17 protein-coding genes are annotated in these 18,543 nt (G+C 67.9%); 11 read left to right on the forward strand and 6 right to left on the reverse strand.

The window, feature by feature from the left end; translation table 11 throughout:
* The first annotated feature begins 48 nt into the window (after positions 1 to 48).
* Together TMO_RS06115 and TMO_RS29150 are read left to right on the forward strand one after the other, a co-directional pair.
* On the forward strand, positions 49 to 870 hold the full coding sequence (locus TMO_RS06115; protein ID WP_014744733.1) for a YdcF family protein: 822 nt from the start codon (positions 49 to 51) through the stop codon (positions 868 to 870).
* Positions 871 to 1,018: 148 nt separating this feature from the next.
* Positions 1,019 to 3,244 (forward strand): diguanylate cyclase, encoded by a 2,226-nt coding sequence (locus TMO_RS29150; protein ID WP_014744734.1) that lies wholly within the window; start codon positions 1,019 to 1,021, stop codon positions 3,242 to 3,244.
* An 8-nt stretch (positions 3,245 to 3,252) separates the two neighbouring features.
* Here TMO_RS29150 and TMO_RS06125 read toward each other — a convergent pair whose 3' ends face one another.
* The 5 genes from TMO_RS06125 to TMO_RS06145 all read right to left on the reverse strand — a co-directional run bounded on the left by TMO_RS06125 (position 3,253) and on the right by TMO_RS06145 (position 7,169).
* Positions 3,253 to 3,456, reverse strand: coding sequence for a DUF1289 domain-containing protein (locus tag TMO_RS06125; protein ID WP_014744735.1), 204 nt, complete (start codon positions 3,454 to 3,456; stop codon positions 3,253 to 3,255).
* A 43-nt stretch (positions 3,457 to 3,499) separates the two neighbouring features.
* Positions 3,500 to 4,330: an NAD kinase gene (locus tag TMO_RS06130; protein ID WP_014744736.1), complete on the reverse strand. Its 831-nt coding sequence runs from the start codon at positions 4,328 to 4,330 to the stop codon at positions 3,500 to 3,502.
* Between the two features lie 7 nt (positions 4,331 to 4,337).
* A complete protein-coding gene (moaA, locus tag TMO_RS06135) occupies positions 4,338 to 5,354 on the reverse strand; it encodes a GTP 3',8-cyclase MoaA (RefSeq protein ID WP_041605572.1) in 1,017 nt (338 codons plus the stop codon).
* Between the two features lie 179 nt (positions 5,355 to 5,533).
* On the reverse strand, positions 5,534 to 6,643 hold the full coding sequence (locus tag TMO_RS06140; protein ID WP_014744738.1) for a DUF2336 domain-containing protein: 1,110 nt from the start codon (positions 6,641 to 6,643) through the stop codon (positions 5,534 to 5,536).
* A 313-nt stretch (positions 6,644 to 6,956) separates the two neighbouring features.
* Complete coding sequence (locus TMO_RS06145; protein WP_014744739.1) at positions 6,957 to 7,169, reverse strand: DUF3553 domain-containing protein; 213 nt, start codon at positions 7,167 to 7,169, stop codon at positions 6,957 to 6,959.
* Between the two features lie 238 nt (positions 7,170 to 7,407).
* Between TMO_RS06145 and TMO_RS29155 the strand changes: the two genes are divergently transcribed.
* The 6 genes from TMO_RS29155 (at position 7,408) to TMO_RS06175 (ending at position 13,973) form a co-directional block, all read left to right on the forward strand.
* On the forward strand, positions 7,408 to 8,112 hold the full coding sequence (locus TMO_RS29155; RefSeq protein ID WP_145978078.1) for a histidine phosphotransferase family protein: 705 nt from the start codon (positions 7,408 to 7,410) through the stop codon (positions 8,110 to 8,112).
* A 119-nt stretch (positions 8,113 to 8,231) separates the two neighbouring features.
* Positions 8,232 to 10,973, forward strand: coding sequence for a chemotaxis protein CheW (locus tag TMO_RS06155; protein ID WP_014744741.1), 2,742 nt, complete (start codon positions 8,232 to 8,234; stop codon positions 10,971 to 10,973).
* Positions 10,970 to 11,467 (forward strand): chemotaxis protein CheW, encoded by a 498-nt coding sequence (locus TMO_RS06160; RefSeq protein WP_014744742.1) that lies wholly within the window; start codon positions 10,970 to 10,972, stop codon positions 11,465 to 11,467. Before TMO_RS06155 ends, TMO_RS06160 begins: the two co-directional genes overlap by 4 nt.
* 96 nt (positions 11,468 to 11,563) lie before the next feature.
* On the forward strand, positions 11,564 to 11,929 hold the full coding sequence (locus TMO_RS06165) for a response regulator (protein WP_014744743.1): 366 nt from the start codon (positions 11,564 to 11,566) through the stop codon (positions 11,927 to 11,929).
* 47 nt (positions 11,930 to 11,976) lie between these two features.
* On the forward strand, positions 11,977 to 13,164 hold the full coding sequence (locus tag TMO_RS06170; protein ID WP_014744744.1) for a protein-glutamate methylesterase/protein-glutamine glutaminase: 1,188 nt from the start codon (positions 11,977 to 11,979) through the stop codon (positions 13,162 to 13,164).
* Complete coding sequence (locus tag TMO_RS06175; protein WP_014744745.1) at positions 13,164 to 13,973, forward strand: CheR family methyltransferase; 810 nt, start codon at positions 13,164 to 13,166, stop codon at positions 13,971 to 13,973. Before TMO_RS06170 ends, TMO_RS06175 begins: the two co-directional genes overlap by 1 nt.
* A gap of 125 nt (positions 13,974 to 14,098) precedes the next feature.
* Here the strand turns inward: TMO_RS06175 and ctrA are convergent, their stop codons facing one another.
* On the reverse strand, positions 14,099 to 14,830 hold the full coding sequence (gene ctrA, locus TMO_RS06180) for a response regulator transcription factor CtrA (protein ID WP_014744746.1): 732 nt from the start codon (positions 14,828 to 14,830) through the stop codon (positions 14,099 to 14,101).
* A gap of 248 nt (positions 14,831 to 15,078) precedes the next feature.
* On the opposite strand from ctrA, the gene fliI reads away from it, so the two are divergent.
* The 3 genes from fliI (at position 15,079) to TMO_RS06195 (ending at position 18,540) form a co-directional block, all read left to right on the forward strand.
* Positions 15,079 to 16,416 (forward strand): flagellar protein export ATPase FliI, encoded by a 1,338-nt coding sequence (fliI, locus tag TMO_RS06185; RefSeq protein WP_014744747.1) that lies wholly within the window; start codon positions 15,079 to 15,081, stop codon positions 16,414 to 16,416.
* A 6-nt stretch (positions 16,417 to 16,422) separates the two neighbouring features.
* Positions 16,423 to 16,863, forward strand: a complete 441-nt coding sequence (locus TMO_RS06190; protein WP_014744748.1) for a flagellar FliJ family protein — start codon at positions 16,423 to 16,425, stop codon at positions 16,861 to 16,863.
* Between the two features lie 498 nt (positions 16,864 to 17,361).
* The gene (locus tag TMO_RS06195) at positions 17,362 to 18,540 is read left to right on the forward strand and encodes an NEW3 domain-containing protein (RefSeq protein WP_228382268.1); all 1,179 of its coding nucleotides are present in this window, start codon (positions 17,362 to 17,364) and stop codon (positions 18,538 to 18,540) included.
* The last annotated feature ends 3 nt before the right edge of the window (positions 18,541 to 18,543 follow it).

Here is an 18,543-nt window from a genome sequence, read left to right on the forward strand (position 1 = left end):
GTGCCGGGACGTTCCGGCTCCATCTCATCCGCAAGAGGAATTCCGGCCATGTTTTTCTCGGTGTCGAAGCTCGTGGGGCACCTGGTTCTGCCGGTGACGCTCCTGCTGTTGAGTCTGGCTCTGGTGCCGTTCCTGCGCTGGGCGGGCTTGAAGCGGATTTCACGCTTCCTGGGCACGGCCGGTGGTGTCGCCCTGGCGGTGGCCCTGTTCACGCCGCTTGACTACTGGCTGCTTGCCCCGCTTGAAAACCGCTTCCCGAGGGTGGAGCGGGAGACGGTGGCAAAAGGGGATTTTGCCGGCATCGTCGTGCTCGGCGGCCCCGAGGACGGCAGACTGACCAAGGCGCATCATCAGCCGTCGGTCGGCGCAGCGGCCGAACGCTTCATCGAGGCGGCGATTCTTGCCCGGCTGCGCCCCGATCTGCCGGTGCTCTTCACGGGTGGCAGCGGTGTCTTCAGCGATCCGGATGCGAAGGGCGGCCCGGTCGCCGAAGCGCTGTTGCGCGATCTGGGGGTGGCGCCCGACCGGTTGATGATCGAGAGCGAGAGCCGCAACACGTTTCAGAATGCGATCCTGGCCAAAGAGATGGCGGGCGACGTTTCCACCCGTCCCTGGCTGCTGATCACCAGTGCTGCACATATGCCGCGCTCTTACGGCATTTTCGTTTCCCAGGGCTGGAACGTGACCGCCTATCCGGTGGACTACAATACCTTCGCCCCGGTCTGGGGCTGGAACGACTATCGCTTTACCGACCGGCTGAACCAGATCCATCTGGCCACACGTGAATGGGTTGGCCTGCTCGCCTATCGTATTACGGGCAGGATGAACCGTGTATTCCCCGCACCCTTGGAGTCCAACGCGCCGGACTGATCTGTAAATTCCGTTCTAATATTGACGATATTGTGCGACTGCCCCGGCCTTCATATAAATATGGCGGACGGGGGTGACCGGGGCCTCGCGCTTCAAGTCGCATGGCTACTGGATCTTTGGGTGAAAAACGGCGACCCGAAGTGAGGCCATGCGAAACATTGGTATCAGACAGCTGGCACTGGCGCTGACGGTCATGACCGTCCTGCCCCTGATGGCGGTCCTGGGCTGGTCGGTGATCACCACCGGCCGGTTGGATCAGCAGCGCGTCGGCGAGCAGTTTTCAGTGACGACGCATACCGCCGCTCAGGAACTGCGCCAGCGGATCGATGCCGCCCGGCAGCTGATCGCCGCGATGGCGGCGGGCGGCGTGCCGGGCATGAATGATCCGGATTGTGATGCGCGCTTCGCCCAGCTGGTGCATCTGCGGCCGATCTACAACAACATGTTCGTCACCGACATCTCAGGCCGGATCGTCTGCGCGGCACGGCCGATCCCCTCGGCGGACGGCCAGCCGGCCAGCCTGGGGGCGCGGCCCTATTTCGCGGCCGGCATGCGGGCCACCGATCCGCTGGTCGCAGGCTGGCTGCCCGGCCTCGCCAATGGCCGTCCGATCCTGCCGGTGGTCATGCCGGTCCGCGACGCTCAGGGCCGGCCCGTCGCCATGGTCGGGGCGTCGATCGACCTGCTGGCCTTCGTGCAGGGGATCCGGGCAGAGCTGCCGGCGGATACCGGGGTGACGCTCTGGTCGCCCGAGGGGGCGCTGGTCACCCATGCCGGCCCGCTGCCACCGCCGGACCCCAATGGAACGGAGCCTCACCCGCCGACCGGCGCGGGCGGCGCGCTTCCGGCGTTCGATCCCGGCTTCGCCATTCCTATTCTCAGCCTTCCCGCCGTGCAGGACCTGCCCGAACGGGTGATGATGCTGGAGACGGTGTCCTTTGGCGACGAGGCGCTGACCCTCGGCATCTCGATGGACGAGGCGCGGCTGTTCGGCCCGGTCCGGGCGCTGATGTCGAGCAATTTCGTCCTGGCGCTCTGGCTGGCGGCCGGTCTGGTCATCCTGTCGATGGCGGTGATGCGGATGGCGCTGGTGCGCCCGCTCGGCCGTCTGTCGCGTTATGCCAAGGCCATGGCCAGGGGAGAGGCGCCCCGCCATATTCCGGATGTCTCGAAGGTGCGCGAAATCAGCGACCTGGCCTCCACCCTGGATGCTCTTTTCGCCGATCTGGCCGAGCGCGAGACCCAGCGTAACCGGGCGGAAGAAGCCCTGCAGCGTGCCCTGGCGGGCATGGAGCGGACCGTGGCGGCGCGCACGGCGGAACTCGCGGATGCGCACGAGGCGGCGCGCCTGCGGGCGCGTGATCTGGAGCGCGGCCGCAACCGTGAGCGGATCGCCGGCCGGATGACCGATCTGATCCAGTCCTGCGCCTCGGTCGACGAGGCGATGGACGTGCTGGCGCGGATGATGCCATCACTGTCGAACGGCGATCGCGGGCGGGCCTTCCTGCACCGGCCGGGGCAGGCCGCACTGGAACCGGCGGCGCTGTGGGGCAAGCCTCTGCTGCCCGGGCACAGCATCACCGAGGACGACTGCTGGTCGTTGCGCCTGGGCCATGCCCATGTCAGCCGGGCGGAAGGCACGATGCCGATCTGCCGGCATCTGGACGGGGTGCCGGGCCGGCATCTCTGCGTGCCGCTGATCGCCCATGGCGAGATCCTGGGGATGATCACCCTGGAACGCGATGCCGTCGACGACCGCAGCGACTGGGCCGAAGACGAAATCGCGGCCCTGGACCGCGTGGCGTTGTCGATCGCCAACGTCAAGCTGCGCGAGACGCTGCGCGGCATGACCATCCGCGATCCGCTGACCGGCCTCTACAACCGTCGTTTCGCGGATGAAACCCTGGCCCGCGAGGCTGCCGTGGCGCGCCGCGACGGCCGGCCGCTGGCGGCGGTGATGGCCGATATCGACCATTTCAAGCGCTTCAACGATGCCCACGGCCACGAAGCCGGCGATCGGGTGCTGCGGATGACCGCCCGGGTGATGGCCGATCATTTCCGCCGCAGCGACGTGGTCTGTCGTTATGGCGGCGAGGAATTTCTGATCCTGATGCCGGGCGCCACCGCCGCCGATGCCACGGCACGGGCCGACGCCTTCCGCCGTGCCCTGGCCGGGACGGTGGAAGAAAGCGGCGATGCAGCGCTCGGGCCGGTCACCATCTCGCTCGGTGTTGCGGTTTTCCCTGAGACGGTGAACGAGGATGCCCGTCTGATCGCAGCGGCCGATGCCGCACTCTATGTCGCGAAGCATGCCGGCCGTAACCGGGTGATGCTGGATGGTCAGGTGCGGCCCGCCGACATGCTGACGGGCTGATTCGTCCGTCACCTGGCCGCGCCGGCCGGCACCACCCGCCCGGCGCGGATGTCGCGGCGGCGATCCTCGACATGCTCCAGGATCGTCTGTTTGCCGTCGTCATCCAGCCGGCGCCAGACGCGGATCTCGTCGATGGTGCGATAGCAGCCTTCGCACCAGCCGGTGATGGTGCTGATGCGGCAGACATTGACGCAGGGCGAGGCGACGGTCATCGGGCAGCGGGGCTCCGGCTCTGTGGGTCAGGGGCTCTGTGGGTCAGGGTTCAAACTGTTCGCGCAGAATGCGCTCTTCCAGGCTGTGGCCGCGGTCGAACAGCAGGGTCAGTTCACGCGCGGGATCGCGGGCGACATCCACCCGGCGCACATCGCGGACCTCGGTATAGTCGGCAACCGCGCTGACCGGCCGTTTCATCGGCTCCAGAATCTCGAAGGTGATGGTCGCGGTATCCGCCAGCAGGGCGCCGCGCCAGCGCCGCGGCCGGAAGGCGCTGATCGGCGTCAGCGCCAGCACGCCCGCGCGCAGCGGCAGGATGGGGCCGTGCGCCGACAGGTTGTAAGCGGTGCTGCCGGCGGGGGTGGAAACCAATGCGCCATCGGCGATCAGCATCGGCTGGCGCTCGATGTCGTCGACCAGAATGCGCAGCTTGGCGGTCTGCCGGGTTTCCCGCAGCAGCGACACCTCGTTGATGGCCAATGCCCTGTGCTCGGTGCCGTCGACCGTATAGGCGCGCATCAGCAGCGGATAGATCGTTGCCGGCACCGCATCGGCCAGGCGCTGGTCCAGCCCTTCCACCCGAAACTCGTTCATCAGGAAGCCGACCGTGCCGCAATTCATGCCATAGATCGGCACATCGCGGTCCATGAAGCGGTGCAGGGTCTCCAGCATCAGCCCGTCGCCGCCCAGCGCCACGATGACCTCGGCGGTTTCGGGCGGGACTGTGGCATAGGCGGCTTCGATCGCCGCCCGGCCGGCGCAGGCCTCTTCGGTATCGCCCGCGACCACCGCAAAGGTGGGAATGCGGCCGGCGGCGGCCGGCATCGGGGTGGTGCCGACCGTTGCGACACCCTGGGGCGGGATCTGGGTCATCTGCCGGTCAGCCGCCCGTCATGCTCATATGCCGGGTGAGGGCAGGGGCGGCGCCCCGGCGCTCGATCACGAAATCATGGCCCTTGGGCTTGGCGTCGATGCCGCGGCGGATGGCCGCGATCAGGGGCGTGTCGTCGTCAGGGCTGGCGCGGAGCGGCTCGCGCAGGTCGACCTGATCATCCTGGCCCAGGCACATATACAACCGTCCGGTGCAGGTGACCCGAACCCGGTTGCAGCTCTCGCAGAAATTGTGGCTGAGCGGGGTGATGAAGCCCAGCCGGCCGCCGGTTTCGGCGATCCGCACATAGCGGGCCGGCCCGCCGGTGCGGTCGGGCAGATCGGTCAGGGTGAAGCGAGCCTCCAGCCTGCGGCGGACCTCGGCGAGGGAGAGATACTGGTCGACCCGGTCCTCGTCGATCTCGCCCAAGGGCATGGTCTCGATCAAAGTGAGGTCGAACCGGTTCTCGCCGCACCAGCGGACCATGTCCTCGATCTCGTCTTCGTTCTCGCCGCGCAGCGCGACCATGTTGATCTTGACCGCCAGCCCCGCCGCTTTGGCAGCGGCGATGCCGTTCATCACCCGATCGAGCGTGCCCCAGCGGGTGATGCGCTGGAAGCGCACCGGATCGCGACTGTCGATCGACACGTTGATCCGCCGCACGCCGGCCCGGTAGAGCCCTTCGGCATGGCGGTCGAGCTGGGTGGCGTTGGTGGTAAGCGTCAGTTCGTCCAGCCGGCCGGCGGCGACATCCCGGCCCAGCTCGCCGATCAGATCCATGATCCCGCGGCGCACCAGCGGTTCGCCGCCGGTCAGGCGCAGCTTGCGCACCCCCAGGGCCATGAAGGCGCGCGACAGCCGGGCAAGTTCCTCCAGCGTCAGCAGATCGGCCTTGGGCAGGAAGGTCATGCTTTCGGCCATGCAGTACACGCAGCGCAGGTCGCAGCGGTCGGTGACCGACAGGCGCATATAGTGCACATGCCGGCCGAAGGGATCGACCAGCGAGGGGCGATCGCTCAGGGGCATGGGGGAGGCATTGCGGATCTGGCTCACTGCGGCGGCTCGCTCGTCCGGAGGCCCGTCATGGAAAGGCCGTCATCAGGGGCGTGTCCCGTTCACCGGGCTGTCTTGAGACAACATTGTGGGGGTGCAGAGGTTGCCGCGCAAGGGCCGCAACGCAACCGGGCAGGGCCGCGTCCGGCGGTTCAGATCGCGTCGCCGTCCCACAGCGCCAGGATGGCGAGCGCCCGCCGGCGGTCGACCATGTCGAAAAACGCCACCGCTTCAAGCAGATCCTTGGGATCCGACACCTTGGTGCCGCGGCTCATCTTACGGGTGAGCATGAACAGCGTCGAGAAGCCCTGACGGGTGACGTCGGCCGCCTTGCAGGCGATCGCCAGGGCCTGGCCGGTGGTCTCGAAGGCGATCCGCCGGGCGGTGATCGGGCGGATCTCGGTCATATGGGCGAGTGCCGCCTCGAACAGCGCGATCTCGCCCTGGCGATAGCTTTGCAGCAGGAAGGTCTCGGTGACGCCACCGCCGCGTGCCAGCATGGCGACGCGTTGCCGCGCCCGGCCCTGATCCTCGGCCAGACGGCCGGTTTCGGTCACCCTGCGGTCCACCACGCGGGCGACCGCCCGCTCGATCATCTCGGGTGAGACGTCGAACCGCTGGACGATGTGGCGGCGCAGCGACGCCCCCACCCACCAGAACATCCGATAGGCAAGCCCCGCCGGCAATTCCTGGCGCTGCAACAGCGGCGGCTGGATCACCTCCATCCGCTGCGACAGCATCACGATACGCTCCAGCAGCTTCGGCGAGAGCGGTGCCGTCCGGTTCGCCAGTCGCGCCGTCACCACCTCGGCCTCTGCGGCATCCAGCAGGGCGCCGGTGACGGCGTCGCTCAGATCCGGTCGCTGGGCGATGGCGGTGCGGTGGGCGGAAGACCGTTCGCGGGCGATCGCGATCAGATCCGGATCGGTCAGGATCGGCGAGCGCGACAGCAGGGGATGGGCGACCTCGATCCGGTCGTTGGCCAGCATCACGAACAGATTGGGCGGCAGCTCCCCCGCTTCGGGCATCGCCGCCAGTTCTTCCGCCAGTTCGCGGCGGAGCGTGTGCTCGATATCCGCAACCAAAGGTTGGATCAAATGGGCGACGACCCCGCGCACCCGTTCGGTCAGCTTGCGCTCACGGTCGATCAGCATCGTTGCGATGGTGCCGGCAATCGCCTGCCGCTGCGATGGTGGCTTCTGGAGAGCCGCCCGCGCGAGTGCTTCGACCTCGCGTTCGATCACGATCCCCCCGCCGACCACCAGCAGCTTCCCCGATATGGCCCGGCTTCCCTCTCCACGACAACGGAATCCACGATGCGGATCATCGAAGCGTCCCGGGGCGGGTATGGTGATGCGGGGGCAGGTATCATCACGTTCCGTGGCAGAGCGGCCGCAGGCCGGCCCATAGCAGAGTGACCGCAGGCGTTGGTCTTTGGCGGAGAACCGCAGACCCTGGCCTTCGGCGGAGAAAGTCTCGCGGGACGCAGCGTCCGGCGCATCCTGTATTTACGAAGCCCGGATGGCGGCTGCAACCGCAAAAGCTGTACCGTGGCTTTCCGGTGCCCCTGGTCGCTCAATCGTCATCATCCGGCGGGTTCGGTCCGCGGACCAGTTCCAGATCGACGACATCGGCATGCACGGTGCGCTTTCCGCCATGTTCGAAATTGACGGTGACGCGATGGGCGGCCACGCTCTGGACCTGACCCAGCCCCCAATCGGGCTGACCGGGCAGGCGGACGAGGCTTCCCGGCGGGTACAGCATGCCGTAAGGTGCCGGCGTGGTCATCTGACGATCCTTCCGGATTGGGTCCGTTCCCGACACAGATGGGGTGGCGGCATCGCCTGCACCAGGGGCCGTTTCCGGGGAGCCGATGCCGTCCGTGGCCGGGATCCGGGGGGACGCGCATATGGTTACGGCAATCGCGCTGCGCCTAAGGGAAATTTAACGCTTGCCGCCGTAAAAGAAGAAGGCGAGCCCCGGTAGGTTCACCGGGGATGCGATCGGTTTCAGGGAGTGACGCGACGTGGGCGAGGGAGATTGGGTACGACTCTCCGGACTGGTGTGTGCCAGGCTCTGCCACGACCTGGTCGGTCCCGTCGGTGGTGTCGTCAACGGCGTTGAGTTTCTGGCCGAAGACGGCATGGGAGACGACGCGCTGCAACTGCTGGCCGACAGTGCGGCCCGCGCTGCCCGCCGGTTGAGCTTCTATCGTCTGGCCCTGGGCGCCGGCGGCAATCCCGACGAACGGGTAGCAGCCGGCGATCTGTCGGCAGCACTCGCCGGATACTTCACCGACGAGCGTGCCGGTCTGGACGTCATCGCCTGGCCGAGCGACGGCAATGTGCTGAGGGCCCATGGCGGCATCGTGTTGTGCCTGGCGGCGATCTCGGCACAGGCCCTGCTCCGCGGCGGCACGGTCACCCTTGCCTGGCGGACCACGGTCGAGGGCGGCAGCGTGAGCGTGGTGGCCGAAGGCGGCGCCATGCGCCTGCCCGAGACGCTGGTCCCGTCGATCGAGGGACGGATCGATCCGGCGGCGCTGGATGCCCGCACCGTGCTGCCCTTCATGGTTTCCGAAATGGCCGCCGCCGTCGGCGGCCGACTTGCGGTTGCCACCGACTGGTCGGGCGCCGATCTGCGCCGGCTGACCATCACGGGCGATCTGCCGGTCTTCACTGCCCGGGCTGGCGTCTCCAGCCTGGAACGGACCGGCGAGACCGGTCCCTGAACCTCTCTCCTCACCGCCGGCGGGCCTGCCCGCGGCGGTTCCGTCTGCGGACACTCCGACGACTTCACACGCGAGGCGCCACGGCGCCAGCCATTCACGGCAGCAGGGATGAGAACGCCATGGACGAGCTGCTGAGCGAGTTCCTCACCGAAACGACGGAGAGCCTGTCCACGCTCGACGTCGAACTGGTGCGCCTGGAGCGCAATCCAGACAATCCGGAACTGCTGCAGAACATCTTCCGCCTTGTACACACCATCAAGGGAACCTGCGGGTTCCTGGGCCTGCCCCGGCTCGAGAAGGTGGCGCATGCGGCCGAGAACGTGCTGGGCAAGGTGCGTGACCGCGAACTGACGGTCACCCCCTATATCGTGACGCTGATCCTGGAAAGCCTGGACCAGATCAAGGAGATCCTGGCCGAGCTGGAACGGACCCAGGCCGAGCCCGCCGGCAATGATGCCGACCTGATCGGCCGCCTGGACGCCGCGGCCGAAGGCGTCGAGGCCCCGGCCAAGACCGCCGCGCCGACCGGTGCCGACGGCGCCCCCGATTTCGAGGCGGTGCGCCGGATGATGGCGGCCGAGATGTCGGGCAACGCCCTGCCGGACGACGAAGACGAGGCCGAGGCCGAGGCCCCGGCGGGCCTGCCGGTGGGCACGGCCCAGCCCCAGGCGCTGGTGGCCGCAGGTGCCGGTGCGGTTGCAACCCAGCAGGCGCCGGCGGCGGCAGAGGCCGCACCGCGGGCCGATGCCGGCGATCACCATGATGCCGGCAGCAATGGCGGCCCGCGCGAAAGCCACATCGCTGGTCAGACCATCCGCGTCAGTGTCGACCTGCTCGAGCATCTGATGACCATGGTCAGCGAGTTGGTGCTGACCCGCAACCAGCTGCTCCAGATGGTGCGCGGCCGCAGCGACAGCGAGTTCACCGTGCCGCTGCAGCGCCTGTCCCATGTGACGTCGGAGCTGCAGGAAGGGGTCATGAAGACCCGCATGCAGCCGATCGGCAATGCCTGGGCCAAGCTGCCGCGCATCGTCCGCGACCTGGGCCAGGAACTGAACAAGAAGCTCGACCTGAAGATGTACGGCTCCGAAACCGAGCTGGACCGTCAGGTTCTGGAGCTGATCAAGGATCCGCTGACCCACATGGTCCGCAACTCGGCCGATCACGGCCTGGAGCGGCCCGACGAGCGGCGGGCGGCGGGCAAGCCCGAGACCGGCACCATCACCCTCAACGCCTATCACGAAGGCGGCCACATCATCATCGAGATCGCGGATGACGGCCGCGGCATTGATCTCGGGAAGGTGCGCCAGAAGATCGTGAAGGTCGGGCTTGCCACCGAGAACGAACTCGACGGCATGACCGACACCCAGATCGCCCAGTACATCTTCCGGCCGGGCTTCTCCACCGCCGAGAAGGTAACCAGCGTCTCGGGTCGCGGCGTCGGCATGGACGTGGTGCGGACCAATATCGAGAAGATCGGCGGCACGATCGAACTGCGCACCGTCAGTGGCAAGGGTTCGACCTTCGTCATCAAGATCCCGCTGACGCTGGCGATCGTCGCGGCGCTGATCGTGGAAGCCGCGGGCGACCGTTTCGCGCTGCCGCAGATCAGCGTGGTCGAACTGGTGCGTGCCTCCAACACTTCCGAGCATCGCATCGAGCGGATCAACAGCCGGCCGGTTCTGCGCCTGCGCGACCATCTGCTGCCGCTGGTGAGCCTGGGCCACGCCCTGGCCCTGGTCGACGAGCACGACCCGCAGGTCGAAATCGACGACGACGGCCTGTTCGTGATCGTCTGCAAGGTGGGCACCTTCTCGTTCGGCATCATCGTCGACCAGGTCTTCGACACCGAGGAAATCGTGGTCAAGCCGGTGGCGCCGATCCTGCGCGACATCACCATGTTCTCGGGCAACACCATCCTGGGTGACGGCAGCGTGGTCATGATCCTGGATCCGAACGGCCTGGCGACCTCGGTGGGCGAGATCCAGACCGCCAGCGACCGCCGCGCCGAGGCGGCAGCGGCCGAGGCCGCCGCCAATGCCGACGACAAGCTGTCGCTGCTGGTGTTCCGCGCCGGTGGCGAGGATCCGAAGGCGGTGCCGCTGTCGCTGGTGGCACGTCTGGAAGAGATCGACCTGGCCACGGTCGAACGCTCCGACGGCCGGCCGGTGGTGCAGTATCGCGGCCAGATCATGCCGCTGGTCATGGTGAACGAGAGCCAGGAACTGGCGCGCGAGGGCCGGCAGCCGGTGGTGGTCTTCACCGAGCGCAATCGCACCATGGGCCTGGTGGTCGACGAGATCGTCGACATCGTGGAAGACAGCTTCAATGTGGAGCTGCGCAGCCGCCGCGACGGCCTGATCGGCACCGCGGTGATCGCGGGCCGCACCACCGACATCGTGGATGTGGGCTATTACCTGCTCCGCGCCACCGGCGACTGGTACGAGGCCGAGCCGCGCAGGATCGGCGCCGCGCGTGCCCGTCGGGTGCTGCTGGTCGATGACAGCGCCTTCTTCCGCAGCCTGATCGCGCCGGTTCTGCGCGTGTCCGGTTACGAGGTCTCGGGTGTGGAAAGTGCCGAGGCGGCGCTGAAACTGCGCGACCAGGGCGCCGAGTTCGATATCATCGTCAGTGACATCGAGATGCCGGGCATGGACGGCTTCGCCTTCGCCCGCACCATCCGCGAAGAGGGCGCCTGGTCCCAGGTCCCGATGATTGCGCTGTCGTCGCATACCGCGCCCGAGGATTTCGATCGCGGCCGCGACAGCGGGTATGACGACTATGTGGCGAAGTTCGACCGTGAGGGCCTGATCGCGGCGATCGGTCAGGTGATGAACATGGCGAAGGGGAGCGTGGCATGAGTGCGGATATCGTCCGCTACGCCGGTGGCGGCAACGCCCTGGCCCGCACCGGTGACGACGAGGTCGTCGGCGCCCAGCGGCAGTTCGTGACGGTGGTGATCGAACGGCAGACCTTCGGCATCCCGGTGCTGGTGGTCCAGGACATCCTGGGCCCCCAGAAGATCACCCGGGTGCCGCTGGCCCCGGCCGAGGTCGCAGGCGCGCTGAACCTGCGCGGCCGCATCGTCACCGCGATCAATGTCCGCCGGCGGCTGGGCCTGGCGCCCCGCCCGGCGGAGATGAAGGGCATGAACGTTGTCGTCGAACACGACGGCGAGCTGTACAGCCTGATGGTCGACGGGGTGGGCGAGGTGCTCTCGCTCGACGATGCCCGGTTCGAACGCAACCCGGCCAATCTCGCGCAGCATTGGCGAGACGTCTCTCTCGGGGTATACCGACTGAACGACAAGCTGCTGCTGGTGCTTGATGTCGAGCGTCTGTTCGAATTCGGCTGATGCCGCCCCTCGCGCCGGCCCGGCCTGTCCGACCGAAGCCTTTCCTCCCCACAAGTGCCCGGGCGTCGGGCGGCGCGTTCGAGGATCCGATCTGAAATGAAGACCTGCCTGATCGTTGACGACTCCAAGGTCATCCGCATGGTCGCGCGGCGTATCCTTGAGGGTCTCTCCTTCGCCACCAGGGAAGCCGCGGATGGTCAGGAGGCGGTGGATCGCTGCCGCGAGGCCATGCCGGACGCCGTGCTGCTGGACTGGAACATGCCGGTGATGAACGGGCTGGAGTTCCTGAAGGCACTGCGTCAGATGCCGGGCGGCGACGCGCCGATCGTCGTGTTCTGCACCACCGAGAACGATCTCTCCCATATTCAGGAGGCGATCATGGCGGGTGCGAACGAATACATCATGAAGCCGTTCGACAGCGAGATCATCGAAACCAAATTCACGCAGGTGGGCCTCATCTAGTGAGCTCTTACACAGCAGGGGGCGGAGGTGTCGAACCCTATCGCGTGATGGTGGTCGACGACAGCGCGGTCATTCGCGGTCTGTTCATCCGTGTCCTAGAAGCCGATCCCGAGATCCGTGTCGTCGCCTCTGCCGCGAATGGTCGGATCGCACTCAACCAGCTGAAGCGCCAGCCGGTGGAAGTGGTCGTGCTCGACATCGAGATGCCGGAAATGGACGGTCTGACCGCCTTGCCGGAGCTGGTGCGGGCGCAGCCCGGGCTCAAGGTCATCATGGCCTCCACGCTGACCCGCAAGAATGCGGCGGTCAGCATGGAGGCCCTGGCCAAGGGCGCGGTCGACTACATTCCCAAGCCCAGCGCCACCAGCGAGGTCTACTCGAACGAGGGTTTCTCGCGCGAGCTGCTGGCCAAGGTGAAGGCCCATGCCGATCGCGGTCGTCGCGACGGCACGGCGCCGGCACTCGGTGGCGGTGCCGCCGCACCGGCGGCACCTGCCGCTGCCGCCAGCCCGACCACGGCCTATCGTCCGCGGACCGAGCCGGCGGCACCTGCCGCACGTCCGGCCGCGGTGCCGGCCGCGGCGGCGGATCTGCCGCAGCGGCTGGGTCTGCAGCGCAAGCCCGTGGTGCTGCGCCCGTTCCCGCCGGCCTTCCGGGCCAAGGCGCTGGCGGTCGGCAGTTCCACCGGCGGCCCGCAGGCGCTGTTCACCCTGTTCGGAGCGCTGGGGCCCGCATTGCAGCGGATTCCGGTGTTCATCACCCAGCACATGCCCGCCACCTTCACCACCATCCTGGCCGAGCATCTGGCCCGCGCAAGCGGCCTGCCCTGCGTCGAGGCCGAGGACGGCATGCCGGTGAAGGCCGGTCGCATCCACGTCGCCCGCGGTGACTGGCACATGGTGCCGACCGAAGCGGCCGGCGGGGCGGTGATCCGGATCAACCAGGACGCGCCGGAGAATTTCTGCCGGCCGGCGGTGGATCCGATGCTGCGGGGGCTGGCGAAGATTTATGGCCGCAACCTGCTGACCGTGATCCTGACCGGTATGGGGTCGGACGGGCAGCGTGGTGGCGAACATGTCGTGCAGGCAGGCGGCGTGGTCATGGCCCAGGACGAGGCGTCGAGCGTCGTCTGGGGCATGCCGGGTGCGGCTGCCCAGGCCGGGCTGTGCAGCGCCGTGCTGCCGCTGGATCGTATGGCCGGCGAAGTCCGCCGGCTGGTCGACGGAGGACCGTGATGGCGCCGGAGGATTTCGCCTTCATCAGCGGCATGCTGAAGCAGCGGTCCGGGCTGGTGATCGGCCCCGACAAGCTGTACCTGCTGGAAAGCAGACTGTCGCCGCTTGCCCGGCGCCGTGGGCTGCCGGGACTGTCTGAGCTGATCGCCGAGCTGCGCAAGCCGTCGGCGGAAGAACTCCGGCGTGACGTCACGGATGCGATGACGACGAACGAGACGTCGTTCTTCCGCGACATCAAGCCCTTCGAAGAGCTGCGCACCTTCGTCCTGCCCGAGATGCTGGGCCGGCGGCAGGATCGCCGCCAGCTCAGGATCTGGTCGGCCGCCGCGTCGACCGGGCAGGAAGCCTATACCATCGCCATGCTGTTCAAGGAGATGGGGGCCAAGCTCGACGGCTGGCGGCTGGAGATCATCGGCACCGACCTTGCCAACGAGGTGCTGGACAAGGCCAAGGCTGCGACCTATTCGCAGTTCGAGGTGCAGCGCGGCCTGCCGATCACCATGCTGGTGAAGTATTTCCAGCAGGATGGTGAGCAGTGGCGCCTGAACCAGACCATCCGGTCGATGGTGCAGTTCCGTCAGCACAACCTGCTGAATGGGGCTTCGGGCTTCGGCACTTTCGATGTCATCTTCTGCCGCAACGTGCTGATCTACTTCGATCAGGACACCAAGCGGAAGGTGCTGGAGGATCTGCGCAAGGTGATCGCGCCCGACGGCTTCCTGTTCCTGGGCGGTGCCGAAACCGTGCTCGGCATCACCGACCGCTTCCGGCCGCTGCCGGATCACCGGGGCGTTTACGTCCCGGCCTGATCCGGCGCCCGCCGGGCGGCACACCACAGGCAAAAACGACACAGAAAAAACCGCCGGTGGAATGTCTTCCGCCGGCGGTTTTCTTTGGGGAGTGCCGACGCGGCAGCCAGGCGGCTGCTGGTCGCTCAGGCGGCGTCGGTGCGCCGACGGCCCGATCCGTCGTCACCACTGCGGCTGCCCAGTTCCGGGTCCTTCAGCACATAGCCGCGGCCCCAGACGGTGTGGATGTAGTTGTCGCCATGGGTGGCGCTGGTCAGCTTTTTGCGCAGCTTGCAGACGAAGACGTCGATGATCTTCAGCTCGGGCTCGTCGATGCCGCCATAGAGATGGTTCAGGAACATCTCTTTGGTCAGCGTCGTGCCCTTGCGCAGCGACAGCAGTTCCAGGATGGCGTATTCCTTGGCGGTGAGATGGACCGGCCGCTCGTCGACCGTGACCGACTGCTTGTCCAGATCGACCGTCAGCCGGCCGGTGCGGATCACCGACTGGGCATGGCCGCGCGACCGGCGCACCACCGCCTGGATGCGCGCGACCAGTTCCGCCATATCGAAGGGCTTGGTGACATAGTCGTCGGCGCCGACGCCCAGGCCCTTGATCTTCTTGTCGGTATCGGTCAGCCCCGACAGGATCAGCACCGGCGTCTGAACCCGGGCGGCGCGCAGCCGGCGCACCACCTCGTAGCCGTCCATGTCTGGCAGCATCAGATCCAGGATCATGAGGTCGTAGTCATAGAGCCGCCCGATCTCGAGGCCCTCTTCGCCGAGATCGGTGGTGTCGCAGACGAACCCTTCCTTCTTCAGGGCGAGTTCGATCGAGCGGGCAGTCGACGGATCGTCTTCGACGAGCAGAATACGCATGGATCAGCAACCTCTTCCGATCGGCGGCAATCCGCCAGTCCCGCACGTGGTCTGGCGACCATGGCGCGCTGGAACGACCCTTCTTATGTCGTCCCACGGTATCACGTCAGGATTGTGATGAAAATCGGACAGACGGCTTTGCGAGCACTTCTCAGGGTGTAGGATCGCTTATCGGGATATCGTCCGCGGATCCGAAATGAAAAGAGGCGGCGGCAGATGGAGAGGCGGCAGATGAAAGGGCCGGGTCGATGCAGGATCTGATCCGCTCTCTGGCGGGCACGATCGAGGCGCTCGACAGCTACGTGGTGCGCGGGCGCATCGTGGCGGTGCGCGGGCTGATGGCCGAGGCCAGCGGCGTGGCTGCGCGCACGGCCCTTGGCGACCATGTCCGCATCCGGCTGCGTGACGGCGGCAGGCTTGCGGCCGAGGTGGTCGGTTTCCGCGACGGCCGTGCCCTGCTGATGCCCTTCGGCCCGCTCGACGGCGTGGCGCTGGGGGCCGAGGTGGAGGCGAGCGGCGGCGAGGCGACCATCCGCCCCTCCGGAGGCTGGCTCGGCCGGGTGATCGACGGCTTCGGCCGGCCGATCGACGGCAAGGGACCGCTGGTGCCCGGCGCCCGTCCGCGGCCGATGCGGGCGCCGCCGCCGCCCGCCCATGCCCGCACCCGGGTCGGTGCCAAGATCGATCTGGGTGTGCGGGTGCTGAACACTTTCGTCACCTGCTGCCGCGGCCAGCGTCTCGGCATCTTCGCGGCCTCGGGCGTCGGCAAATCGGTGCTGATGGGCATGATCGCCCGCTATACCGCGGCCGATGTCTCGGTGGTGGGGCTGATCGGCGAGCGTGGCCGCGAGGTGCAGGAATTCATCGAAGGGGCGCTCGGCCCCGAGGGTCTGGCGCGCAGCGTGGTGGTGGTCGCAACCTCCGACGAGCCGGCGCTGATGCGCCGCCAGGCCGCCTATACCACGCTCGCGGTGGCCGAGCATTTCCGCGACCAGGGCGCCGATGTGCTGTGCATGATTGACAGCATCACCCGCTTCGCCCAGGCGCAGCGCGAAATCGGCCTGGCGGCGGGCGAGCCGCCGGCGAGCAAGGGCTTCACGCCATCGGTCTTCGCCGAACTGCCCCGCCTGCTGGAACGGGCGGGGCCCGGCACCGGCCAGGGCTCGATCACCGGCCTGTTCACCGTGCTGGTCGAAGGCGACAACCACGACGAGCCGGTGGCCGACGCCACCCGCGGCATTCTCGACGGCCATATCGTGCTGGAGCGGTCGATCGGCGAACGGGGGCGCTATCCGGCGGTGAATGTGCTGCGCAGCGTGTCGCGCACCATGCCCGACTGCAACACGCCCGAACAGAACGCCGTCGTGATCCGCGCCCGCCGCCTGCTGTCGACCTATGAAGACATGGCCGAGATGATCCGCCTCGGCGCCTATCGCGCCGGTTCGGACCCCGCGGTCGACGAGGCGATCCGCTATCACGAGGGGCTGGAGCGGTTCCTCTCGCAGGGCAAGGCCGAACGCGCGACGCTGGCCGAAGGCTATGACCAGCTCGCCCAGCTGCTCGGCATGCCGAAGCCCGGAGGCTGATCCCCGATGGCGAACCCGGTCAAGGCCCTCGACGGGCTGATCCGCCTGGCCCGCAACGGCGTCGATGCCGCCCGGCGCAACGTCACCGCGGTCGAAGACCAGATCACCGCGATCGAGGCCGACGACGCCCGGCTGGTCGCCGAGGTCGCGGCCGAAAAGGCGGCGGCAGGCAACGACCCGGCGATGATCGCCGGCTGGGTCGCCTATGCCGGCCGGGTCGACCGGAGGCGGGCAGAGATCGCCCGGCATCTGACCCTTCTGCGCAAGGCCCGCGAACGCGCGCTTGAAGACCTGGCCGAGGCCTTCCGCACCGTGAAGCGCTATGAAATCGCCCGCGACAACCGCCTGGCCCGCGCCGCCCACGAGGCCGATCTGCGCGAAACCGACCGCATGGACGAAATCGGCATGGCCGGCTTCCGGCGCAAGGCGGCGGAGGAGGGGGAGTAGTCGGGATGGCCCCTCGGCAAGCCGCAGGTCTCGTAAGTCCCGCCACTTTCCACCCGGAAACACTTGAACCCCACCCCGCATCTGCCTACGCTTGCGGGCGTGACGGACAACAGATCCGTCGCATACGACATCGTCGTCCAGCGTAAGGAAGATGGGCATGAAAATCCGTCCCTCGCACGACTGCGTCGTCAGCCGCATCGCGTCCGGCAAGGCCACGCCCGGCGGCACCGTCATTCACAGCACAGCCTGACCACCATCCTGCGGGATCGGGTCTTGCATGGCCCGATTGCGCCAGGGCCGGCACGTGATGCCGCCGGGTCTGCACCGGCCGGGCCACGGTGTCGGCAGGGGCCGGGGGTCCGGTCTGCCTGATCCATGCGGGGGTGCGCCCCGTTCAGGCTGCCCGATCTTCGGCAGAGAGAGACCGGCATATCCGCGCGGAGGGAGGCGGAGATGCCCGGGGTGGCGCCTTGCGCCCCCGTTCCGGCGAAGAGAATGATGAAGACGATGCTCCTTCGCGCCGCGGTGATCGCGGCGCTGCTGATGCCCGCCGCCATCGCACCCATGGCGGCTTCGGCCGAGACCAGCTCAGGGCCCGACGGGTTCTGGATGACCACCCCCTATCCCGATCTGGCGGTGAAGCCGGGCGAGACCGCCTCGATTCCGCTGACCCTGCGTAATCAGGGCCTGCCGCCGCAACGCGCGACACTCGACGTCTCGGGCCTGCCCGAGGGCTGGACCTCCACGCTGAAAGGTGGCGGCCGCGAGATCGGCGCGGTGATGGTCGGCCCCGACGACCGGGAGCGGATCACGCTGGAGGTGACCCCGCCGAAGACGGGCGCCAGGGCGCCGGTGCCGCTTGCGGTCAATGCCCGCCATGACGGCGAGACCACGACCCTGCCGCTGACCATCCGGCTGTCGGATGCGGCGGGTGGCGGGCTGAAACTCGCCCCTGAACTGCCGGCGCTCCGCGGAACCGCGCGCACCACCTTCAGCTTCCGGATCAAGGTGACCAATCAGAGCGGCGAGGGGGGCCTGTTCAACCTGTCGGCCCAGGCGCCCGACGGTTTCCAGACCCGGTTCAAGCGCGGCTACGGCACCGAAGAAATCACCGGCCTGCCGATCGAGCCCGGCGCGTCCGAGACCCTGACGCTGGAGGTGGTGCCGCTGCGCACCGCCCCGGCCGGCCGCTATCCGGTCAAGGTCGCGGTGACCGGCGGCGAGGTCAGCGCCGCCACCGATCTCGGCATCGAGATCACCGGCCAGCCCGACCTCGCCATTTCGGGCCCGCAGGAACGGCTGTCGGGCGATGTGGTCGCGGGCGAGCAGACAGAATTCCCCTTCACCGTCACCAATACCGGCTCGGCCCCGGCCGAGGGGCTGGAGATGTCGGCGACCCCGCCCTCGGGCTGGAAAGTCGAATTCGCGCCGCAGCAGATCCCCAGCCTGGCCCCCGGCGCCGACGCCCAGGTGGCGGTCAGGATCACCCCGTCGGAAAAGGCGGTGGCGGGGGATTACGTGGTTGGCGTGCGCGCCGGCAGCGGCAGTCTTTCGCAATCGGTGCAGTTCCGCACCACCGTCACCACCTCCACGCTCTGGGGGATGATCGGCCTGGGCGTGATCGCCGTGGCGGTGCTGGTGTTGGCCGGCGCGGTGCTGCGCTATGGGCGGAGGTGAAGC

Source organism: Tistrella mobilis KA081020-065 (assembly GCF_000264455.2).
In the GTDB taxonomy this organism is placed as follows: domain Bacteria; phylum Pseudomonadota; class Alphaproteobacteria; order Tistrellales; family Tistrellaceae; genus Tistrella; species Tistrella mobilis.